12 protein-coding genes are annotated in these 19,170 nt (G+C 60.8%); 2 read left to right on the forward strand and 10 right to left on the reverse strand.

The features are described from left to right. Positions 1 to 196: 196 nt before the first annotated feature. A complete protein-coding gene (locus ACRX4W_RS03285; RefSeq protein ID WP_432299159.1) occupies positions 197 to 2,095 on the reverse strand; it encodes an ABC transporter ATP-binding protein in 1,899 nt (632 codons plus the stop codon). After that, positions 2,088 to 3,908 (reverse strand): ABC transporter ATP-binding protein, encoded by a 1,821-nt coding sequence (locus ACRX4W_RS03290; RefSeq protein ID WP_117839984.1) that lies wholly within the window; start codon positions 3,906 to 3,908, stop codon positions 2,088 to 2,090. The genes ACRX4W_RS03285 and ACRX4W_RS03290 overlap by 8 nt, the downstream gene beginning before the upstream one ends. A 260-nt stretch (positions 3,909 to 4,168) precedes the next feature. On the opposite strand from ACRX4W_RS03290, the gene ACRX4W_RS03295 reads away from it, so the two are divergent. Continuing rightward, complete coding sequence (locus ACRX4W_RS03295; RefSeq protein WP_432299161.1) at positions 4,169 to 5,515, forward strand: MATE family efflux transporter; 1,347 nt, start codon at positions 4,169 to 4,171, stop codon at positions 5,513 to 5,515. Positions 5,516 to 5,579: 64 nt separating this feature from the next. Beyond that, positions 5,580 to 6,419 (forward strand): MerR family transcriptional regulator, encoded by an 840-nt coding sequence (locus ACRX4W_RS03300; RefSeq protein ID WP_231500771.1) that lies wholly within the window; start codon positions 5,580 to 5,582, stop codon positions 6,417 to 6,419. 58 nt (positions 6,420 to 6,477) lie between these two features. Here ACRX4W_RS03300 and ligA read toward each other — a convergent pair whose 3' ends face one another. The 8 genes from ligA to ACRX4W_RS03340 form a co-directional block, all read right to left on the reverse strand. After that, positions 6,478 to 8,706 carry an NAD-dependent DNA ligase LigA gene (gene ligA / locus ACRX4W_RS03305; RefSeq protein ID WP_432299163.1) on the reverse strand — a complete coding sequence of 743 codons (2,229 nt, stop codon included), beginning with the start codon at positions 8,704 to 8,706 and terminating at the stop codon, positions 6,478 to 6,480. A gap of 260 nt (positions 8,707 to 8,966) precedes the next feature. Further along, the gene (locus tag ACRX4W_RS03310; protein ID WP_432299165.1) at positions 8,967 to 10,427 is read right to left on the reverse strand and encodes a S1C family serine protease; all 1,461 of its coding nucleotides are present in this window, start codon (positions 10,425 to 10,427) and stop codon (positions 8,967 to 8,969) included. Between the two features lie 208 nt (positions 10,428 to 10,635). Further along, entirely contained in the window at positions 10,636 to 11,298 is a 663-nt protein-coding gene (locus tag ACRX4W_RS03315) for a response regulator transcription factor (RefSeq protein WP_006234733.1), read from the reverse strand. Positions 11,299 to 11,348: 50 nt separating this feature from the next. Beyond that, positions 11,349 to 12,686 carry a glutamine synthetase family protein gene (locus ACRX4W_RS03320; protein ID WP_271743811.1) on the reverse strand — a complete coding sequence of 446 codons (1,338 nt, stop codon included), beginning with the start codon at positions 12,684 to 12,686 and terminating at the stop codon, positions 11,349 to 11,351. Between the two features lie 135 nt (positions 12,687 to 12,821). Continuing rightward, a complete protein-coding gene (locus ACRX4W_RS03325) occupies positions 12,822 to 13,844 on the reverse strand; it encodes a LacI family DNA-binding transcriptional regulator (RefSeq protein WP_158549090.1) in 1,023 nt (340 codons plus the stop codon). Between the two features lie 120 nt (positions 13,845 to 13,964). After that, positions 13,965 to 14,657, reverse strand: coding sequence for a GntR family transcriptional regulator (locus tag ACRX4W_RS03330; protein WP_118335436.1), 693 nt, complete (start codon positions 14,655 to 14,657; stop codon positions 13,965 to 13,967). A 541-nt stretch (positions 14,658 to 15,198) separates the two neighbouring features. Beyond that, on the reverse strand, positions 15,199 to 16,452 hold the full coding sequence (locus tag ACRX4W_RS03335; RefSeq protein ID WP_158549089.1) for an ATP-binding protein: 1,254 nt from the start codon (positions 16,450 to 16,452) through the stop codon (positions 15,199 to 15,201). Between the two features lie 663 nt (positions 16,453 to 17,115). Next, entirely contained in the window at positions 17,116 to 19,065 is a 1,950-nt protein-coding gene (locus ACRX4W_RS03340; protein WP_117647993.1) for an NAD(P)/FAD-dependent oxidoreductase, read from the reverse strand. Positions 19,066 to 19,170 lie beyond the last annotated feature (105 nt).

The raw sequence follows: 19,170 nt of genomic DNA on the forward strand, positions 1-19,170 counted from the left end.
GATAACCAACCTTATTCCCCTGCCCACGGGTCCGCACACCTTCGTGCGCAAGAAAGCGATTCCACCCGGTCGAGTGGTAGAAAAACCATCACAACATTCGATGCTTTTCCCGTTTTTGGCAAAAAACGTCGAATGTTGTGATGGTTTGAGGCGAGGTGAAGAGCACGGAGAGGTCAAAGCATCGTGCTCGAACGGGTTAATCCAACTCTTTTAAGCCATGCGCCAGCTGCCAGTACTCGCCGTGCTGGGCGAGCAGCTCTTCGTGGGTGCCGCGCTCGATGATGCGGCCGTGTTCGAGGACCATGATGGCGTCGGCGTCGCGGACGGTGGACAGGCGGTGCGCGATCATAAAGGTGGTGCGTCCGCGCATGATGCGGTCCATGCCGCGCTCGATAAGCTTTTCGGTACGCGTGTCGATGCTCGAAGTGGCCTCGTCCAAGATGAGCACCGGCGGGTCGGCGACGGCCACGCGCGCGATGGCGAGCAGCTGGCGCTGGCCCTGCGACAGGTTGGCGCCGTCGGCCGTGACCGGCGTGTCGTACCCTCTAGGCAGGCGGCGGATAAACGAATCCGCGCAGGCAGCCTCGGCGGCGGCGCGCACTTCCTCGTCGGTCGCGTCGAGCTTGCCAAAGCGGATGTTCTGCGCAATGGTGCCGCTAAACAAGTGCGTGTCCTGCAGCACAATGCCGAGCGACCCGCGCAGGCTGGCCTTGGCAATGTGCTTGACGTCGATGCCGTCGTACGTGATCTCGCCGTCATCGACCTCGTAGAAGCGGTTGATGAGGTTGGTGATGGTCGTCTTACCGGCGCCTGTGGAGCCCACAAACGCGATCTTTTGCCCCGGCTTGGCAAACAGGTTGAGGTCCGTGAGCACACGGGTGCCCGGCACGTAGGAAAAGTCCACGGCATGGAAGCGCACGTCGCCGGCAAGCGGGACCAAGCCGCACGTGAGCTCGGTACCGTCGGCAGCCACCGCACGGCCCGACTCATCAACGGCAGCCACATCATGCAAGTGCCCGTACGCGCCCACGCCCTGGCCCTCGGGAATCTTCCACGCCCACGCGGCGTCGCCCGTCTGCACCAGCTCCACGCAGCCCTCGTCTACCTCGGGCTTAAGGTCCATGGCGGCAAATAGGCGCTCGGCACCGGCCAGCGCGTTGAGCAAAAAGTTGCCCAGCTGCGTGAACTGGTTGATGGGCATGGCGGCCTGACGCACAAAGACCAGGTAACTTGCAAGCGCGCCCACGTCGGCGAGCCCCTTGATGCAGAGCATGCCGCCCGCCACCGCAACGATGGCGTAGTTGGCATATCCGATCACCACGGTCATGGGCACCATCGAGTTGGCGTAGGCCTGCGCGGCACCACCGGTGCGGCGCAGCTCTTGGTTGCGCGCGTCAAAACCAGCCACGTTGGCCTGTTCGTGATTAAAGACCTTGATGACCTTTTGGCCCGAGACCATCTCTTCGATATATCCGTCCAAATCGCCCAGCGACGCCTGTTGGGCGGCAAAAAAGCGCTTGGAACGCATGCCCGAGTAGCGCGCGTACAACACAATGGCCACATCGCACACGAGCGTGATAATCGTGAGCTGCCAGTTGAGGATGATGAGCATGGCCGTGGTGCCGACCACCTGGATGCTCGCCTGAATCACGTTGGCAAAGCTGTTGTTGAGCGCCTCGGAGACGGTGTCGACGTCGTTGGTAAAGAAGCTCATGATGTCACCCGAGCGCGTGCTGTCGAAGTAGCTCAGCGGCAGCATCTGGATGTGCGCGAACAGGTCGCGGCGAATATCGGACACCACGCGTTGGGCCGCGCGCACCATGATCTGCGAGTAGCCCAGAGCCGAGAGCACGCCCGCGGCGTAGATGGCAGCGGTAAAGATAACCTGCCTAGCGAGCAGTTCCTCGCCGCCCGTTGCCAAACCGTTGACGATGGGGCGCACCATGTAGGTACCGGCAAGGCTCGCGATGGCGGCCACAGAGGCAAGCACACCCACCGCGAGCAGCGAAAACTTGGCGTGTCCCATGTAGGAGAGCAGGCGGCGGAGCGTCTGCGTCAGATTGGTGGGACGGGCCTGAGCGGATGTCTTAGGCATGGCGCTCACCCCCTTCCGTGGCTTGAGGTGATCCACTGGGGCCAGAGGAAGACAGGGCATTTGCGCCGTCCGCGACGCCCGCATCCCCCGCAAACTCCATCTGCGAGGCATAGATCTCCTGATAAATGGCGTCGCCCGCCAGCAGCTCCTCGTGCGTGCCCACACCGTGGACACGGCCGTCGTCCAGCACAATAATGCGGTCGGCATCCATGACGCTCGCAATGCGCTGTGCAATGACAATCACCGTCGTGTTGGGAATCTGAGCGATATGCTCGCGGATCTTGGCGTCGGTCGCCATATCGACCGCGCTGGTCGAATCGTCAAAGATGAGCACACGCGGATGCTTGAGCAACGTACGCGCGATGCACAGGCGCTGCTTCTGCCCGCCCGAGACACCGGCACCGCCCTGGCCCAGATAGCCGTCAAGACCGCCGATGCGATCCAGGAACTCGTCCACGCATGCCGCCCGGCAGGCCGCGAGGAGCTCATCGTCCGACGCCTGCGGATTGCCCCACTGCAGGTTCTCGCGCACGGTACCCGTAAACAGCACGTTCTTTTGCAGCACGATACCCACGGCGTCGCGCAGGGCAACCAGGTCGTAATCGCGCACATCGCGCCCGCCCACGAGTACGGCGCCTTCGGTGGCGTCGTACAGGCGCGCGATCAGCTGCACAAGCGAACTCTTGCCCGAGCCCGTACCGCCGAGCACGCCCACCGTGGAGCCCGCCTCAATGCAAAGGTCGATATGCTCGAGCACGTCCTCGGCAGCATCCGCGCGGTACTTAAACGACACGTCGCGAAACTCGATGCTTCCGTCGGCCACTTCGCGCACGGCAGCGGCAGCGTCGGGCGCTTGGATAAGCGAACGTTCGTCGAGCACCCGCGAGATGCGCTCCACGCTGGCAAGTGCGCGTGTGAGCAGCAAAAACACGTTGGAAATCATCATGAGCGAGTTCATGATCAGCAGCACGTAGCTCATAAAGCCCGTGAGCGAGCCCACGCCGAGCTCGCCGGCAAGAATCATGCGCCCGCCGATCCACAGAATGGAAAGCGCCGCCACGTACATCGACAGCTGAAACACCGGCAGGTTGAGCACAGCGTTGCCAAAGGTCTTCGTCGCGGTGCGCGCAAGCTCGGTATTGACGGCATCGAACTTGGCCTCCTCGTGCTCGGCGCGCACGTACGCCTTGACGGCGCGCACGGCGGTGAGGTCCTCCTGCACCACGCCGTTGAGATGGTCCATCGAGGTCTGCAGCTGGCGGTAGAGCGGACTGACACGGTAGGTAATAACGCCCAGCACGATCGCCAGCACCGGCAGAATAATTGCGAATACCGTAGCGAGTGGACGCGACAGCACCAGCGCATAGGCCAAGCCGACGATAAGCGTCACGGGGCCGCGCACCATGGGGCGAAAGCCATTGCCGATAGCGTTTTGAATCACGGTGATGTCGGTGGTCATGCGCGTGACGAGCGAGCTGGCGTCGTAGTTGTCCAGATTGCCAAAAGCGAGCGTCTGGATCTTGCGATACTCCGCCTCGCGTAGGTTAGCGCCCAGCCCCGAGGCAACGCGGGCGGACGTGCGCGCATAGCCTAAGCCAAGTACCAGCGAACATGCGGCGCATGCCAACATATACGTGCCCTGCAACAGCATGTAGTTGATGTCGCCCGCGGGCACGCCCACGTCGATGATATTTGCCATGATGACCGGGATAAACAGCTCGAGCGCCGTTTCGGCCGTCACAAAGAGCACGCCGAGTATGGCATCGCGGCGGTATGCCCCCAGATAGGAAAACAGAATCTTGAGATTGCGCACGCAGGTTCATCCCCCATCAAACGTTGTTCGCAAACCCACGTATTATGGCGCGCCGTGCGGCGGTGTCAAGTGTTCCGAAATCGATTTCTGCAAGGCTAGTGCAGGCGCTAAGCTCGCAAGGTGCATCTCTGTATTCAATTGGAAATGAACGCGAGCGCGACTTTTTTCGCCCCGCTGCCAACATAAACCTTGACTCTACAATCGTTGTAGGGTTTTCACTACACTGGTAGCAAAACGAACCCAGCCAGAAAGCCCCGCCCATGGAACACGACCTCACACGCGGCAATGTCCTCAAGACCATCGCGGTCTTTGCCCTGCCCTATATGCTCTCGTACTTTTTGCAGATGCTCTACGGCATGGCCGACCTGTACATGATGGGGCAGTTTAGCGGCGCCGCCGGCATCACCGCCGTGGGCAATGGCACGCAGACGCTCTATATCATTACCGTAACGCTCGTGGGCCTGGCCATGGGAACGACGGTCATCGTCGGCCACGCCGTGGGCTCGCGCCGGTTTGACCGAGCCGAGACCGCCATCGGCAACACCATCACGCTCTTTATGGGTGTCTCGGTGGTGCTGGCCGCTGTCCTGCTCGCACTGTGTCCGCAGATTGTGGCGCTCATTGGCACTCCCGCCGAAGCCGTCGAAGGCACTGCCGCCTACCTGCGCATCTGCTTTGTCGGCATTCCCTTTATCGCCGCATACAACATCCTCTCGGCCATCTTTCGCGGACTGGGCGATTCGCGCTCGCCCATGTACGTGATTGGCGTGGCGTGCATCATCAACATCGCGCTCGACTTTCTGTTTATCGGCCACATGGGGCTCGGCCCCGTAGGCGCCGCACTCGGCACGGTGACCGCCCAGACAGCCAGCGTTGCCCTCGCGCTCGTGTGGCTCAAGAGCCGTCGCACAAACATCCACGTTAAGCGTAGCGACCTGCGCCCCCAGCCCGAGGTGCTCGGCAGCATTCTTAAGATCGGTGTGCCCGTGGCCGTGCAGGACGGCTGCATCCAGGTGGCGTTTATGTTCATCACCGTCATCGCCAACCACCGCGGTCTGGTCGACGCCGCCGCCGTAGGCTTGGTCGAAAAGATGATCAGCTTTTTGTTTATCGTGCCGAGTTCCATGGGCGCTACCGTCAGCGCGCTCACGGCGCAAAACGCCGGCGCGGGCAAGGGTGACCGCGCGCGTCAGGTACTCAAGGACGCCATGACCATCTCGGCGGTGTACGGCTGCCTGATCACGGTGCTGATGTGGCTGGTGGCGCCGGCGTTTATCGGCTTTTTTGCCAAGGACGCTGCAGTAGTCGCCGCCGGTACCGGCTATATGCGCAGCTATATTTTCGACGCGATTTTTGCCGGCATCCACATTTGCTTTAGCGGCTTTTTCGCCGCATACGGCAAGAGCTACATCGGCTTTGCGCACAACGTGCTGGCCGTGGCCCTCATTCGCGTGCCCGGCGCTTGGCTGCTGTCGAACGCCTATTCCGACACGCTGTTCCCCATGGGTATCGCCTCGCCGTGCGGGTCGATTCTGTCGGCGGTCATCTGCGTGATTGCATTTACCGTGCTCAACCGCCGCGGAACTTTTGACAAGCTGGTGGCGTAGCGAGGCGACGCATGCCTAGCACCTCTCCCCTGTTTTTACCGAAAGGAGTGGTCCTGTGACCGACATGCCAAGCGAACACACCGAGGGCCTGCTCCGCATTGGCGAGGTGGCGCGCCTGCTCAATTTGAGCGTGGGCACACTGCGCCATTACGAACAGATGGGGCTGTTGGAGCCGGCATATGTCGATCCGGCAAGTGGGTACCGCTACTACGGATCGCGGCAGCTCTCCACCCTCAACACCATCGGCAACCTGCGCGTTCTCGACTTGCCGTTGACGCAGATTCGCGAGTTTGTCACTACGCGCGATATGGATTTGATACAACGGCAACTGACCAAGCAACAGGAGTTAATTGAGCACAGGCGACGTGAGTTGGAGCGCATGTCGCGCAAGATTGACCAGCGGCTTGCCTTGCTTCACGGCGCTTTGAATGCTGATCTCGACACCATTAGCGAAATCGAGGAACCCGAACTTCGCTGCGCCGCGCTGCACGAGCGCGTCAATCCCACCGACGCCTATTCGCTGGGATGGCATATCCGCCAGCTTCAGCAGGGACAGCACGAAACCTTTGCCTATCTTGGCAATCTAGGTGTGGGCATCGCGCCCGAACGCCTGGCCGCCGGCGACTTTGATGGCTACGACGAGGTCTTTCTGCTGCTCGACGACACCGACGACTACCTGGGTGAAATCGAGACGCGGCCTGCCGCGCACTGCCTGACCATAAGTTTCCGTGGCACGCACGGACAAGCAGCCCCGCGCTACGAGCGGCTGCTCGGCTACATGCACGAACACAACCTGACGCCCGCCGGCCCCTCGCGCGAGATCGCCCTCATCGACGATATCATCAGCGACGACCCGACAACCTACGTAACGCAGATCACGGTGCCGGTTGCCCCAGCAAAGTAAGAACCGCCCGGAAGGCATCATGCTTCCCGGGCGGTTCTTCAATTAGGCTATCAATGCGCTAAGCCTGGGGCACCTGACCAGTCGCCAAGATCTGCTCGAGTGCGTCCTCATCCAATACAGGCACGCCCAGCTGCTCGGCCTTGGTGAGCTTGGAGCCCGCTTTGGGGCCGGCGACCAGATAGCTCGTCTTCTTTGACACGCTACCCGAAACCTTGGCGCCGAGCACCTTGAGCGCCGCACCCGCCTCGTCGCGCGTGCGATTGACGAGCGTGCCCGTCAGCACGAAGGTCAGACCCGCAAGCGGCTGTGCGTCGGCAAGCTCGCCCGCCACCCCAGCGTCGGCTGCGGCTTGCGCGTGCGCGGCGCCCAAGTCGACCTCAAGCGACAGACCAGCCTGGCGCAAGCGCTCCAGCACGGCGAGGTTTTCGGGCACGGCCAGGAACTGTTTGACGCTCGCCGCAATCTTGGGACCGATGCCCTCGCACTCGGCAATATCCTCTTCGCTCGCCAAGATGAGCTTGTCAATCGACAGGAATCGCTCGGCGATGACCTCGCCCACGCTCTTGCCCACATGACGGATGCCCAGGGCAAACAGCACACGCCCGAGTGGCTGGCTCTTGGACTTGTTGAGCTCGGCGATGATTTTCTCGGCCGTCTTAAGGCCTACCGGAATGGGATCGCCCTTCTTAACGCCCTTTTTGCTGTTGGAGCTGGCGTACACGCGCCCCGTGTCCAGGCCGGCGATGTCGTCGACCGTGAGCTGGTAGAAGTCCGCGACATCGTGGATCAGGCCAGCGGCGATCATCTTGTCGACGATCTCGTCGCCCAGGCCGTCGACGTCCATGCAGCCGCGGCTCACCCAGTGGAGCAGGCGCTCCTTGAGCTGTGCGGGGCAGTCGATGGACACGCAGCGGTAGGCCACCTCGCCATCCTCGTGAACCACGGGGCTGCCGCACACGGGGCAGACCTCGGGCATGTGCCAGTCGACCGAATCGGCCGGGCGCTTGTCGAGCACCGGGCCCACGACCTCGGGGATTACATCGCCCGCCTTGTGCACGATGATAGTGTCGCCCTCGCGCACGTTCTTGCGGCGGATCTCGTCGATGTTGTGCAGCGTGGCGCGCGCGATGGTGGAGCCGGCGACCGTCACCGGGTCGAACTCGGCGACCGGCGTGAGCACGCCGGTGCGACCCACCTGGATGCGAATCTCGCGCAGGACGGTCTGCTTTTCCTCGGGCGGGAACTTAAAGGCGATGGCCCAACGCGGCGCGCGGGCGGTAAAGCCCAGGTCGAGCTGCTGTTGGAAGCTGTCGACCTTTACGACCACGCCGTCGATGTCGTAGTCCAGGTCACCGCGATGCTCGAGGGCCTGGGCGCAGAACTCGTGGACCTCGGCCGGCGTGGCGCAGTGTGCCACGTTGGGGTTGACGCTAAAGCCGGCGCTACGCAGCCAGTCCAGAAACTCACGCTGGCTGTGAACGTGCAGCGGGTCGGTATCGGCAATGGCGTAGATAAAGGTGGCGAGGTCGCGACGTGCCGTGACCTTGGGATCCTTCTGGCGCAGGGATCCTGCAGCGGCGTTGCGCGGGTTGGCAAAGGGGTCGCGGCCCTCGGCATCGGCCTCTTCATTCAGGCGAACAAAGCTGCCCTTGGGCATATAGACCTCGCCGCGTACTTCGATGGTACGCTCGCGGTCGGCGCCCATGTGGGTGAGCGCTGCCTCGGACAGATGCATGGGCACATCCTTGATGGTGCGCACGTTGAGCGATACATCCTCGCCCGTGGTGCCGTCGCCGCGCGTGGCGGCGCGTACGAAGGTGCCGTTTTGGTAGGTAAGGGCCACGCCCAGACCGTCAATCTTAAGCTCGCAGGTATAGGTGACGCTGCCGGCACCGAGCGCATCCTCGGTGCGCTGGAGCCATGCGTCGAGCTCGTCCAGATCCATGGCATCGTCCATGGAATACATGCGTGCCATGTGCGTGACCGGCGTAAACTGCTCGCTCACGTAGCCACCAACGCGCTGGGTATAGCTGTCGGGCGTCACCAGATCGGGATAGGTCGCCTCAATTTCCTGCAGCTCAACGAGCATTTTGTCAAAGGCGGCGTCCGTGATCTCGGGCGCGTCGAGCATGTAGTAGCGATAGGCGTGGTAATCGAGCTCGTGGCGCAACTCAGCCGCGCGCGCGGCGGCCTGGGCACGGGCATCGGCCGGTGCAGCGGTATCCGTGCTCGCGGGCGTTTCGGTATCGATGTCCACGCCGTCACCAAACAGGCTCGATTGCTCCATAGCGGCACTCCTTCGCTCGATTTCAAACGGATACAAGAGTACCACCGGTCACGATGGGGCCGAATAACCCTTTCGAACCGCACCGAATCGGCAGCCGACAGACCGTGGTGGACAGTTAGTTCAGACCATTACGAGCCAGGCCTCTTGTCAGCCACAAGTGATTCGTTTTCCTCCGTCCCCAAGGGATCAATAAGAAAAGAGGGGGCTGTCCCGCGTTGGCGGAACAGCCCCTCTGGCTTCGATATGTGCGATACAGCTCGTTAGAAACCCTGGCCGTAGCCCTGGCCCTGGCCCTGCTGGCCGAGCAGCTCCTCCAGGTACTGGCGCAGCTGCTCATCGGTAATACCGCCGTTGCCAGTGTCGGTTGCACTGTCGTTCTGCTGCTGGTTCTGCAGTTCCTCGTCGGAGCCCAGCTCGACGGTGACCTTCTTCTCTTCCTTGCCGCGCATGAGCGTGATTTCGACCTTCTCGCCCACCTCGTGGCTGCGTAGTGCGATGATCAGGCCATCGGCGCTCGTAATCTCGTCGTCGCCCAGCTTGGTAATGACATCGCCCTCTTGGATACCGGCCTTGGCAGCAGGACCGTCCTCGACGACGCTCGCCACATACGCGCCGCTATCGGTGCTCAGCTTGTTGGTACGGGCGTTGAGCGCGTTGACGCTCGAAAGCGTGGCGCCCATGTACGGATGCACCGGCGTCTTACCGTCGATAATCTGGTCGGCAATGTTCTTGGCGTAGTTAACCGGAATGGCAAAGCCCACGCCCGAGCTGGAGCCCGAATAGCTCTCGATGAGCGAGTTGATACCCACGAGCTCGCCGTTGTCGTTAACGAGCGCGCCGCCGGAGTTGCCCGGATTGATGGCGGCATCGGTCTGGATCATGTTGGCATAGATGGTGTTGCCGCCGGTAGAGCTCATGGCCGTGGAGCGATACAGCGCCGAGACGATACCGGTGGAGACAGACTGTTCGTTGCCGAAGGGCGAGCCGATCGCCATGACCCACTCGCCCACGTTGAGCTTGGAGGAATCACCGATCTCAATCGGCGTGAGCTTGGAGGCGTCGGCGTCCTTGAGCTTGATGACGGCCAGGTCGCTCGAAGCGTCGTTGCCCACGAACTCGGCCTCGTAGGTGGTGCCGTCGTCCATGGTCACCACGTACTGGTCATAGCCATCGACCACGTGGTTGTTGGTGAGGATATGGCCCTCGGTATCGAGCACCACGCCCGAACCGACGCTGCCCGAGTTGTCCGACTCGTCGGCAGACTGCGAAAGCGAGCCATTCTGGCTGCCGCTCGACGTGGCGGTGATGGAAACGACGGAGGGCAGGGCCTTGGCAGAAACGGCCTCGGCCAGCGTAGTGTCCTCGGAATCGATGGTGATCTTTTGCGTCGATGAACCCGAAGCACCCGCCGTCACGGCATTCTTGCCACCGCCAATGTTGAGCGTGCCGCTCATAATGAGTGCAATGACCAGCAGGGCGCCGCAGGCACAGCCGGCAAGCGCCGTAATGAAGATCGGCAGCTTTTTGGTCTTGGTCTTGACCACCGTGTGCTTGTTTACAACCTGCTGGCCGCCCAGCGGCTTGCCGGCCTGCGTATCGTAGGCCTGCACGTAGGGAATGTTGCCGTCGGCAGGCGTCGACTCCACCTGCACGCGCGGCTGCTGCTGGGTCTCGCCGGCGTTGCCCGCATCCTGGGGACGCTGGGAATCGTACTCGCTCATAGCTGCGATCCTTTCGTCAAATAACCAAAGGCCCGCCAAACATGTGGCGGGCCATCATTGTTCACGTTGAGTTGTACCCCAATATGCGGGCGTACGTGTACGAGAACGCAATCTTTTAGGAAGGCTTAAGTTCTGCTGCAAACTCGAAAGAAACCCGCACCTGCGTCAAAACCACCACAAAGGTGCCTGTCCCCTTTGTGGTGGAAATCTAGTCCTTAAACAGATAGCCCACGCCGCGGACGGTGGTGATGTGTGCCGCGATCTGCGGGCCCACCTTGGAGCGGATGCGTCGGATGTGCACGTCGACGGTGCGCGTGCCGCCGCAGTACTCAAAGCCCCACACGCGGTGCAGCAGCACCTCGCGGCTGTAGGCGCGGTTGGGGTGCGTCGCCAAAAAGCTCAGCAGCGAGTACTCCATCAGCGTCAGGTCGATGGGCTCGTTATCGAGCGTCACCTGGTAGGTAGCCAGGTTGATCTCGAGGTTATCGATGTTGAGCACATCGTCGGCGGTGACGGTCTCCTCCTCGCCCATCAGGCGCTGCGCGCGAGCCTTGAGCTCGTTGGGCGTCGCCGTGGGGCATACAAAGTCGGCATGCGCGTGATTCGGCAGGCGCAGGGTGCCGAGCGCCTCGTCGTCGACGATCACCAGCATGGGAACGCCGCCGCGGTCGTCAAGCCACTTGGCAATCTGATCGATGCGGTCGCTGCGGATGCCATCGGAATCGAGAATCAGCAGGTCAAAGTCGTGCGCCGCAGTTGGCGAATCAGGGGTTGCCAGGCTCACCTCGACACCCAGGGTAGTCGTCAAGCTGCGGGCAAACTCGTGGAAGCGCGTCGTGCGCGCCATGAACAGGGCACTCTTTTCGGACATATCGGCCTCCAAGGAAATGAGCTCAATCGTACTGGAACAAGCCAGCGTGATTAGGAGTTCGCCAGGTAGTGCTTGATCTCCCACTCGGTGATCGTGGACTCAAACTTATGCCATTCGTCGCGCTTCTTTTTGAGGAAGAAGCTGTGGATGTGCTCGCCGAGGGCATCCTTCATAAACTGCGAGTCCTCAAACACGTCGAGCGCCTCTTTGAGCGAGCGCGGCAGCGGCGTATAGCCGGCCTCAACCATCTGACGGTCGGTAAGCTTGAGTGTCTCGGCCGTGGCCTCGGGCGGGAGCTCCAGCTTGCGCTCGATGCCGTCCAGACCAGCCGCCAGCGTGACGGCGTTGACCAGGTACGGGTTGGCCATGGGATCGGGACTGCGCAGCTCGATGCGCGTGGACAGCTGCTTGCCGGGCTTGTAGACCGGAATGCGGACCATACTCGCGCGGTTGCGCAGGCCCCACGTGGCGTACTGCGGCACGGAGTCGCCGCCCGTGGTAATGCGCTTGTACGAGTTGACCGTGGGGTTGGTGATGGCGCTGATCTCGCGCGCGTGCGCCAGGATGCCGGCCATGTAGTGCTTGGCGATATCGGAGAGGTGGTACTTCTCGTCGTCCTCGCCCCAAAAGACGTTGTTGCCGTCGTGGTCGAATAGCGACTGGCACAGGAACATAGCGCTGCCGTCTTCGCCTGCCAACGGCTTGGGCATAAAGGAGGCGTGGCAACCGCTCTCGTAAGCCTGCTGCTTAATGATGAGCTTGGCCGTGGTGATGGCGTCGGACATGCTCAGGGCCTCGGCGTGGCGCAGGCTCATGCCGTGCTGCGAGCGACCGGCGGCGTGGAAGGTGTACTCCACGGGCACGGACATCTTCTCGAGCGTGAGGACCGTGTTGCGGCGCAGGTCGCGGGCGGCATCGCTCACCGAAAGATCGAAGTAGCCCACGTTGTCGAGCGGCTCGGGCGTGTGCTCGTCGGGGAAGTAGTAATACTCCAGCTCGGCACCAACGTTGAGTAGGTAGCCGGCCTTCTCGGCCTTGTGGAACATGCGGCGCAGGGCATCGCGCGGGTCGCCGGCGAAGGGCTTGCAATCGGGGGTGCATACGTCGCAAAACACACGGGCGACGCCGTTGTGGCTCGGACGCCACGGCAAAATCTGGAAGGTCGAGGCATCAGGGAACGCCAGCATGTCGGCTTCCTCGGGCGTGGCAAAGCCCTCGATGGCCGAGCCGTCAAAGCCAATGCCCTCCTCAAAAGCGACCTCGAGGTCCTCGGGGCTAATAGCAAAGTTTTTGAGGCGGCCGAGAATGTCGACAAACCACAGACGCACAAAGCGGATATCACGCTGCTCTACGGAGCGGAGTACGTAATCGATGTTCTGCTGGTTCATGTCGCTCCCCTTTCTTTCGGGCGGGTTTCGACTGGTCTATATCGCAGATACTATCGCAGAAAAATGTTTCCGCAGGGTTAAAGCGTATCAAGCGCTCAAAAAAACGTGCGCGAGCAGACCGTTGCGAACGAGCGGCTAGCGTAAGGTCGAGGCGCGGTGTTCGATGTGGCCGGGGATCTCGATGCGCTTGGGGGCGAGCTTTGCGGCATCGCCCACCGTAGTGGTAACGATGTCGATGCGTTCGGACAGACGCTCGACTACGCGCTCGGCAATGGTAAGAGTGTCCTGCGCTGCCGTGGTCACACCGCCAAAGAGCACGTGGTTCCAGGGATAGTCGTCAAACGTTGCGATCTTGAGACCCGCCGGCAACGAAGGTCCCAACTGTGCCAGCGCCTCGGTCAGGCGCAGGAAGACCAGACCGTTGACGGCAATGAGGCCGAGCTTTTTACCCGCATAGCCGCGGATGGTCTCGTCCAGGCGACTGACACCCTCGACGCCACCGTCGGCCAGGGTGACGACCTCGCCCGCAAGACCGCGGCGCGAAAGCTCGTCGGCAAACGCCTCGGCGCGTTCGCGACGCACGGGGCTGTCGTCGCTTGCCTCGGTGAGCAGGCACAGGCGCTCGCTGCCCGCAGAGGCCAAGGCGTCTACCAGGCCGGCGACCAGCTCACGGTTGTTGGAGGTCACCAGATCGACACCGCCGTCGGCAACATCGCGGTCGAGCAGCACGACGGGCAGGCGTCCCGCAGCCTCGGCGATCGCCTTGTCGTTGCCTCCGCAGGTATTGACGACCAGGCCGTCCACGCCGGCATCGATAAGTCTGGTGAGCGACTCTGCCTCCTTGGCGGGGTCGTTGCCGCTAATGGCCGTCATGAGCGAGCAGCCGCGCGCGGCGGCGCTGGCGGAAAGCCCTTCGAGCATGGCGCTGGAGAACGGGTTAGCAATGTCGGCCAAGATCACGCCGATGAGGTTGGTACGCGAGCTGCGCAGATTGCGCGCGGCGGCACGTGGACGATAGCCGGTGCGCTCGATAACTGCCGCGATGCGAGCACGGGTTTCCTCGGTCATCTGCCCAGGGCGGTTGTTGAGATAGCGCGAGACCGTGGCCGGGCTCACGCCCGCCTCGGCAGCAATGTCCTTAATCCTCATCTGCGCCATAGCGCACCCCGTTTCCCAATTGTCGGCAGTCTGAGCCATTTTAGGCATTTATGCGAACTGCCTACGCCACCAGACCCGCAGAGCGATCTTAATTTCACCGCAGCTAATAAAGGGCGCGAGTTAGATAGCCGAGTCTTTGGGCAGCTCGAAATAGTCGGGATGCAAGGCGATAACCGGTCCCTGTTCCTCGGGCATCAGATGCAGGTGTGTCTCTGCCAGATAGCTCGCCGTGTCGGTATCGCCCCTCTTAATGGACTCGAGAATCCGGCGATGCTGACGACGAATCGGCTCCCAATCCATATCCTGCGACACCATACGCAACCAGTTGTACCGCTCAAAATGCGTATTGACGCTCTTCATCCAATCCCACAACATGTGGCGGCCGGCAATCTCAAAGCACGTCTCGTGGAATAGGTTGTCCAGATCGAAAAAGCGACGCGTTTCGCTATGGTCGAGCGACTCGGACTCGGCAAGAATCTGCTCGAGCCGATGTTTTTGCTCAGGCGTGGCGGCAGAGCAACATTTAATGAGTACGCTTCTCTCGAGTTTCTCACGCAAGAAACAGGCGTTCTCGGCGCGCTCCATGCTGATTTTTGAGACATAGGTGCCGCTTTTGGGACGCGTTTCCACTAGCTCCTGCTCACGCAGGCGCACAAAGGACTCGCGAATGGGCGTGCGCCCGATTCCCGTCTCCTTTTCCAGACCAATCGCCGAAAGGCGCGTGCCGGGCCTGAGCTCGGCATAGATGATCTTAGAGCGCAGTGCGTTGTATGCCTGATCTTGCAGGCTCTGATAATGCTGGTGCTGTTCCATAAAGCCCTCGGATGAAGCCCACGGTTTGTCGAATATCACCACGTAATACTATCGCATCGACACGCCCCAGCTCCCAATCAGTCTTTTTGGGACGGGGCTCTTTTAGCTACCCTGGCCCGCAGATCGGCCCCCCTTGCCACAAAAGTGGCCCATCTACTACGTTAACACGGATAGCCTCGGCCATACCGAAAACCGTGAAAACAAAACCGCAGGTAGATAGCTTGTCGATTTTCGAAAAAACCGACTATGGTTGACCCCTGCGGCTTAAACGTAGTAGATAGGCCCTTTTCGTGGCGCAGCACTACTGCACCCCAAATTGGCACCCCGAGCCTGTTATAAGTTGCTGTGAAATACGGACGGTTGATAATCAAGGGTTGAAAATCAAGGCGCGCTATACGGCTTGCTATATCTCACTATACTTTGCTGTACGTCGCTGTACTTTGCTTTAACTTGACAATAATCGGCCCGTTACCATCCGGGATATAACGGACCCCAAGCCAACGCTGGCTTGGGGCCCGTCTTGTACCATGGCTCTTTTGGACTATGAGCGCTCGTATTTCGTGGCCCGCCCGGTTCCCTGCCTTACGATTGCATTCCGTTCAAGCAGAGATTCGAGTGCCGCCAACGTCCGCATGCGGCTCAGCCCCGTCTGTTTTTCAATCTCGCTTCGCGACATAATTCGCCCGCCCGACAAGGCCTTGAGAACCTGGACCTCTTCCTCGGACCCTTCAAAGGCATCGGTAACGGGCAATGTGACGGCCACCATGCCGCCGCGAACATCAAAAATTGGTTGATTGATCGAATCGCGATAGGCACGTCTAATGCGCGCGATTCCCGTACCAAATTTCTCGATGTAATCCAGCTTTAAGAAGGCCTCTGCAACGATGGGGTTTCTGAGCACGGATATCTGCCCATACAGGTATTGTTCCGTCGTCAACCCGGCGGGCAGCGATCCAGGGGAGGTCACAACGACACGATCATCGTACAGGGCAATTTGAACGTTCGCTCGAACGTCCCACGTCCGATGCACCAAAGCGTTTGCAACAGCTTCGCGGAATGCCTCAAGAGGAATTCGATCGGTTTGGACGCGCTCCATCCCTTCGATACGCTCATAACGGTAGTAGCGTGCAAACATAGCCACCGCCCTGTCCGCCTGCTCAATTGCGGATACATTTGTCGCCGCCTCGCGATCCAAGATCACATCCTCGGTATCGCCAAAACGGACGCAGTCGATGCCTGGAAAATCATTCTTATCCGCTAAAATCGCCGCGGCATTGGTATAGCCATCCTTGCCGAGCAAGCGGAGCGTACGCATGATATCCGGCGTTAGCTCGGAAATGCCGAGGTGTTCAACACACTTATGCTCGAGCGTATGAAAGCCCAAGTCCTGGCGAGCCGACGTGAGCGCGTCGAACGTCACGTTGCTGCCTTCGAGCGTCAGCCTGCCATACTCAAACCGGTCGACCTCCACCGTTGCCGAATCGTTTCGTCTGTAGGCCTTTCCCTTGCTTCGATAGGGTTTGTCCTGTCCCTCATAAACCGTAAGGATTACGGTCCCGTGTTTCTCATCGGACTCGAGCGTGTAACGGGGAGCGGGATCCAAGCTGTCATTAATCATGTTCTCAATGCGGAGACACTCTGCGACCGGATCTGCAAGGCCGACAGCCACGCCCTCGTCATCAACGCCAAACTCAATCTTGCCCGTCCCGTAGTTTGCATAGGCGCTCACCGTTTTAAGAAACGTCGGCGTAACGCTTTCCTTGTATTCGACTGTAGGGCTCTCTCTAACAACCATATGCACAACCCCCTCGTTTCGTACCATTCATAACCGTATTATAAGACGAAAACCGTTTGCGTACTGATTTATATAAGACGCAAACTGTTTTCGTCTTGATTTGCGTACGGAATTAAGACGCATAATTTCGCTTTCGTATGGCTCAATACCGGACGCAGACTGTTTTCGTCTGTCAATACGTCTGAAATCCAAACGAAAAGAGCCCCGAGCTCGTATGAACTCGGGGCTCTTTGTGCCGCACATCTATGAGAGGAAAAATTCGATGCGTACGGGCGCTACCCCATGAAGCCGCCCTGGGATGGCGGCAACCTCGCCGTTACCCGTCTGATGGGTGTGCTCAAGGCATCCGTTCCCCTCTTTATCGACGTAACGGGCAAAAAAGTTCGTCGAGGAGACCATCCGCACGCACCACGGTGTGGCCGACGCCATTGAGACGCGCAACCCCACCGCCGCTCACGATGCGATGTATCTGCACCTGGTCTACAACCGCAATATGATTGCGGAAGGCACACAAACAAAAGGCATTTAAGGCTCGACAATAATCTTTCTTTGATAAAACGCAGGCAGCGAGCGCTTGCGTTTTATCAAATGGTGCAATGGGGTCAGGTTTACATGCATCAACTTAGCGCAAAGTAACCTGGCCCCCATGCGCCAAGGGGTTGACTAGAGTTCGCAGGCGATCTTGTAGCCATCGCCGATAGCGTCGCGGATGTTGCCGCACTTCTGGGCATCGCCCAGCACGTGGGTGACAACGCCGGCAGCGGCAAGGTCATCGGCCAGCTTGGTGTTGGGACGGTAACCCATGGCAAGCACCAGCGTATCGGCGTCGGCGATGGTATGGACTTCGCCGTCCTTTTCGTAACTGATGGTGTCCTCGGTAATCTCGGTCACCTTGGCCTCGGTCAGCACGTGAACGCCCTTGGAAAGCATACGCGTGATGAGCACCGCGCGACCGGCACCGCCCTCGTTGGCGGCAAGCGTCTTGGTCATCTCGATGACGGTGACATCGCGGTTGGCCGGCGACAGGTCGTTGACCAGCGGGGCCAGGTAGTCGGCCGTCTCGCAACCGACGGTTCCGCCGCCGACGATGACAATCTTCTTGCCCGGGAAAGCCTTGCCGCCCAGCAGGTCATCGGCCGTCATAACTTGCTTAAAGCCCTGCATAAAGGCTGGAGCAATGGGCTCGGCGCCATAAGCCAGGACAACCTCGTAGCCCGCGTAGTCGCGCTGAATGTCCTCGGCCGAAAGCTCGGTACCAAAGACGCACGCGACGCCGGCCTCGGCCAGGCGACGATACTGATACTTGATCACGCGGGTGAGCTCCTGCTTTGCCGGCGGAACGGCCGCGATGCGCATCTCGCCGCCCGGCTCGTTCTGCTTATCCACGAGCACCACGTTGTGGCCGCGCTTGGCGGCAATATAGGCCGCCTCCATGCCCGCGGGACCGGCACCCACAACGAGCACGTTCTTGGCCTCGGCGGCAGGCTCGTAACCGGCCTCGTCGCGCTCCACGTCCGGGTTGACGGTGCAGGAGATGCGCTTGCCAAACATGATGCCGTTCAGGCAGCGCAGGCAACCGATGCAGGGGCGGATGTCGTCGGCGTTGCCGGCAGCGGCCTTGTTGCAGAACTCGGCATCGCACAGATTGGCACGGCCCATCATGCAGATGTCGGCAGCGCCGTCCTCGATCAGCTCCTCGGCGATCCAGGCCTCGTTGATGCGGCCGACGGTGGCGACGGGAATGTTGACGTGCTTCTTAATCTCGCGCGAGCAGGCGGCGTGCGAGGCCTGCTGGGTGCCGGCGGCGGGAATCGCAGAGCCACGCTTGATAGTGGTGCCGCCCGACACGTGAATCATGTCGACGCCGGCCTTCTCCAGGCGACGCGAGACGTAGATCATGTCGTTGAGGGTCAGGCCGCCATCGGTGTACTCATCGCCCGAGATGCGGACGTCGATGATAAAGTCCTTGCCGCAGCGCTCGCGAATCTCGGCGATGACCTCGAGCAGGAAGCGCATGCGGGCGTCGAGTGAGCCGCCGTACTCGTCGGTGCGCTTGTTGTAGAGCGGAGTCAAAAAGCCGCCGAGCATACCGTGGGCGTGCGCCGCATGAACCTCGACGCCATCGACGCCGGCCTTCTGCATACGCACGGCAGCGTCGCCAAACTGATGCGTGAGCTCGTGGATCTCATCTACCGTAATGGGGCGCGGCGCCTCGCGAGCATAGGACGGGCCCACAAAGGACGGAGCGATCAGGCGCGGGGTGCCCGGAATGTTAAAGGCCATGTAGGCGGGGTGGAAGAGCTGCGGCATGATCTTGCAGCCGTACTCGTGGACGGCGGCGGCGAGCTTTTCCCAGCCAGGGATAAACGTGTCGTCGTAGCAGCACATGTCACCCGGCAGATAGGTATAGGTAGGCTCGACCGTCACGACCTCGGTGATGATCAGACCCACGCCGCCCTTGGCACGGGCGCGGTAATGGTCGACCAAATCGTCGGTCACATAGCCGTGATCGGCCAGGTTGGTAGACACCGGCGGCATAAAGACGCGGTTCTTGACCTCGGTCGTACCGACCTTGATCGGGCTAAAGAGCATCGGGTAGGCGGAGGACTCCATACAGGGTTCCTTTCATTTGAGCCGCTCGGCGGCAGTTGCTAACGTACCTATCGTATCAGCAACCGCGCTGTACCCGACCGTACACGCTCCCCCGGCTTTTACTCA

Origin of the sequence: Collinsella aerofaciens, from assembly GCF_964283865.1 — a bacterium.
GTDB lineage: Bacteria > Actinomycetota > Coriobacteriia > Coriobacteriales > Coriobacteriaceae > Collinsella.

Coding starts and splice junctions, on each gene's coding strand:
- ACRX4W_RS03325 (WP_158549090.1), bottom strand. CDS start 13,844: ATGGCGCAGATGAGGATTAAGGACATTGCTGCCGAGGCGGGCGTGAGC.
- ACRX4W_RS03285 (WP_432299159.1), bottom strand. CDS start 2,095: ATGCCTAAGACATCCGCTCAGGCCCGTCCCACCAATCTGACGCAGACG.
- ACRX4W_RS03340 (WP_117647993.1), bottom strand. CDS start 19,065: ATGGAGTCCTCCGCCTACCCGATGCTCTTTAGCCCGATCAAGGTCGGT.
- ligA (WP_432299163.1), bottom strand. CDS start 8,706: ATGGAGCAATCGAGCCTGTTTGGTGACGGCGTGGACATCGATACCGAA.
- ACRX4W_RS03335 (WP_158549089.1), bottom strand. CDS start 16,452: ATGGTTGTTAGAGAGAGCCCTACAGTCGAATACAAGGAAAGCGTTACG.
- ACRX4W_RS03320 (WP_271743811.1), bottom strand. CDS start 12,686: ATGAACCAGCAGAACATCGATTACGTACTCCGCTCCGTAGAGCAGCGT.
- ACRX4W_RS03310 (WP_432299165.1), bottom strand. CDS start 10,427: ATGAGCGAGTACGATTCCCAGCGTCCCCAGGATGCGGGCAACGCCGGC.
- ACRX4W_RS03315 (WP_006234733.1), bottom strand. CDS start 11,298: ATGTCCGAAAAGAGTGCCCTGTTCATGGCGCGCACGACGCGCTTCCAC.
- ACRX4W_RS03295 (WP_432299161.1), top strand. CDS start 4,169: ATGGAACACGACCTCACACGCGGCAATGTCCTCAAGACCATCGCGGTC.
- ACRX4W_RS03330 (WP_118335436.1), bottom strand. CDS start 14,657: ATGGAACAGCACCAGCATTATCAGAGCCTGCAAGATCAGGCATACAAC.
- ACRX4W_RS03300 (WP_231500771.1), top strand. CDS start 5,580: ATGCCAAGCGAACACACCGAGGGCCTGCTCCGCATTGGCGAGGTGGCG.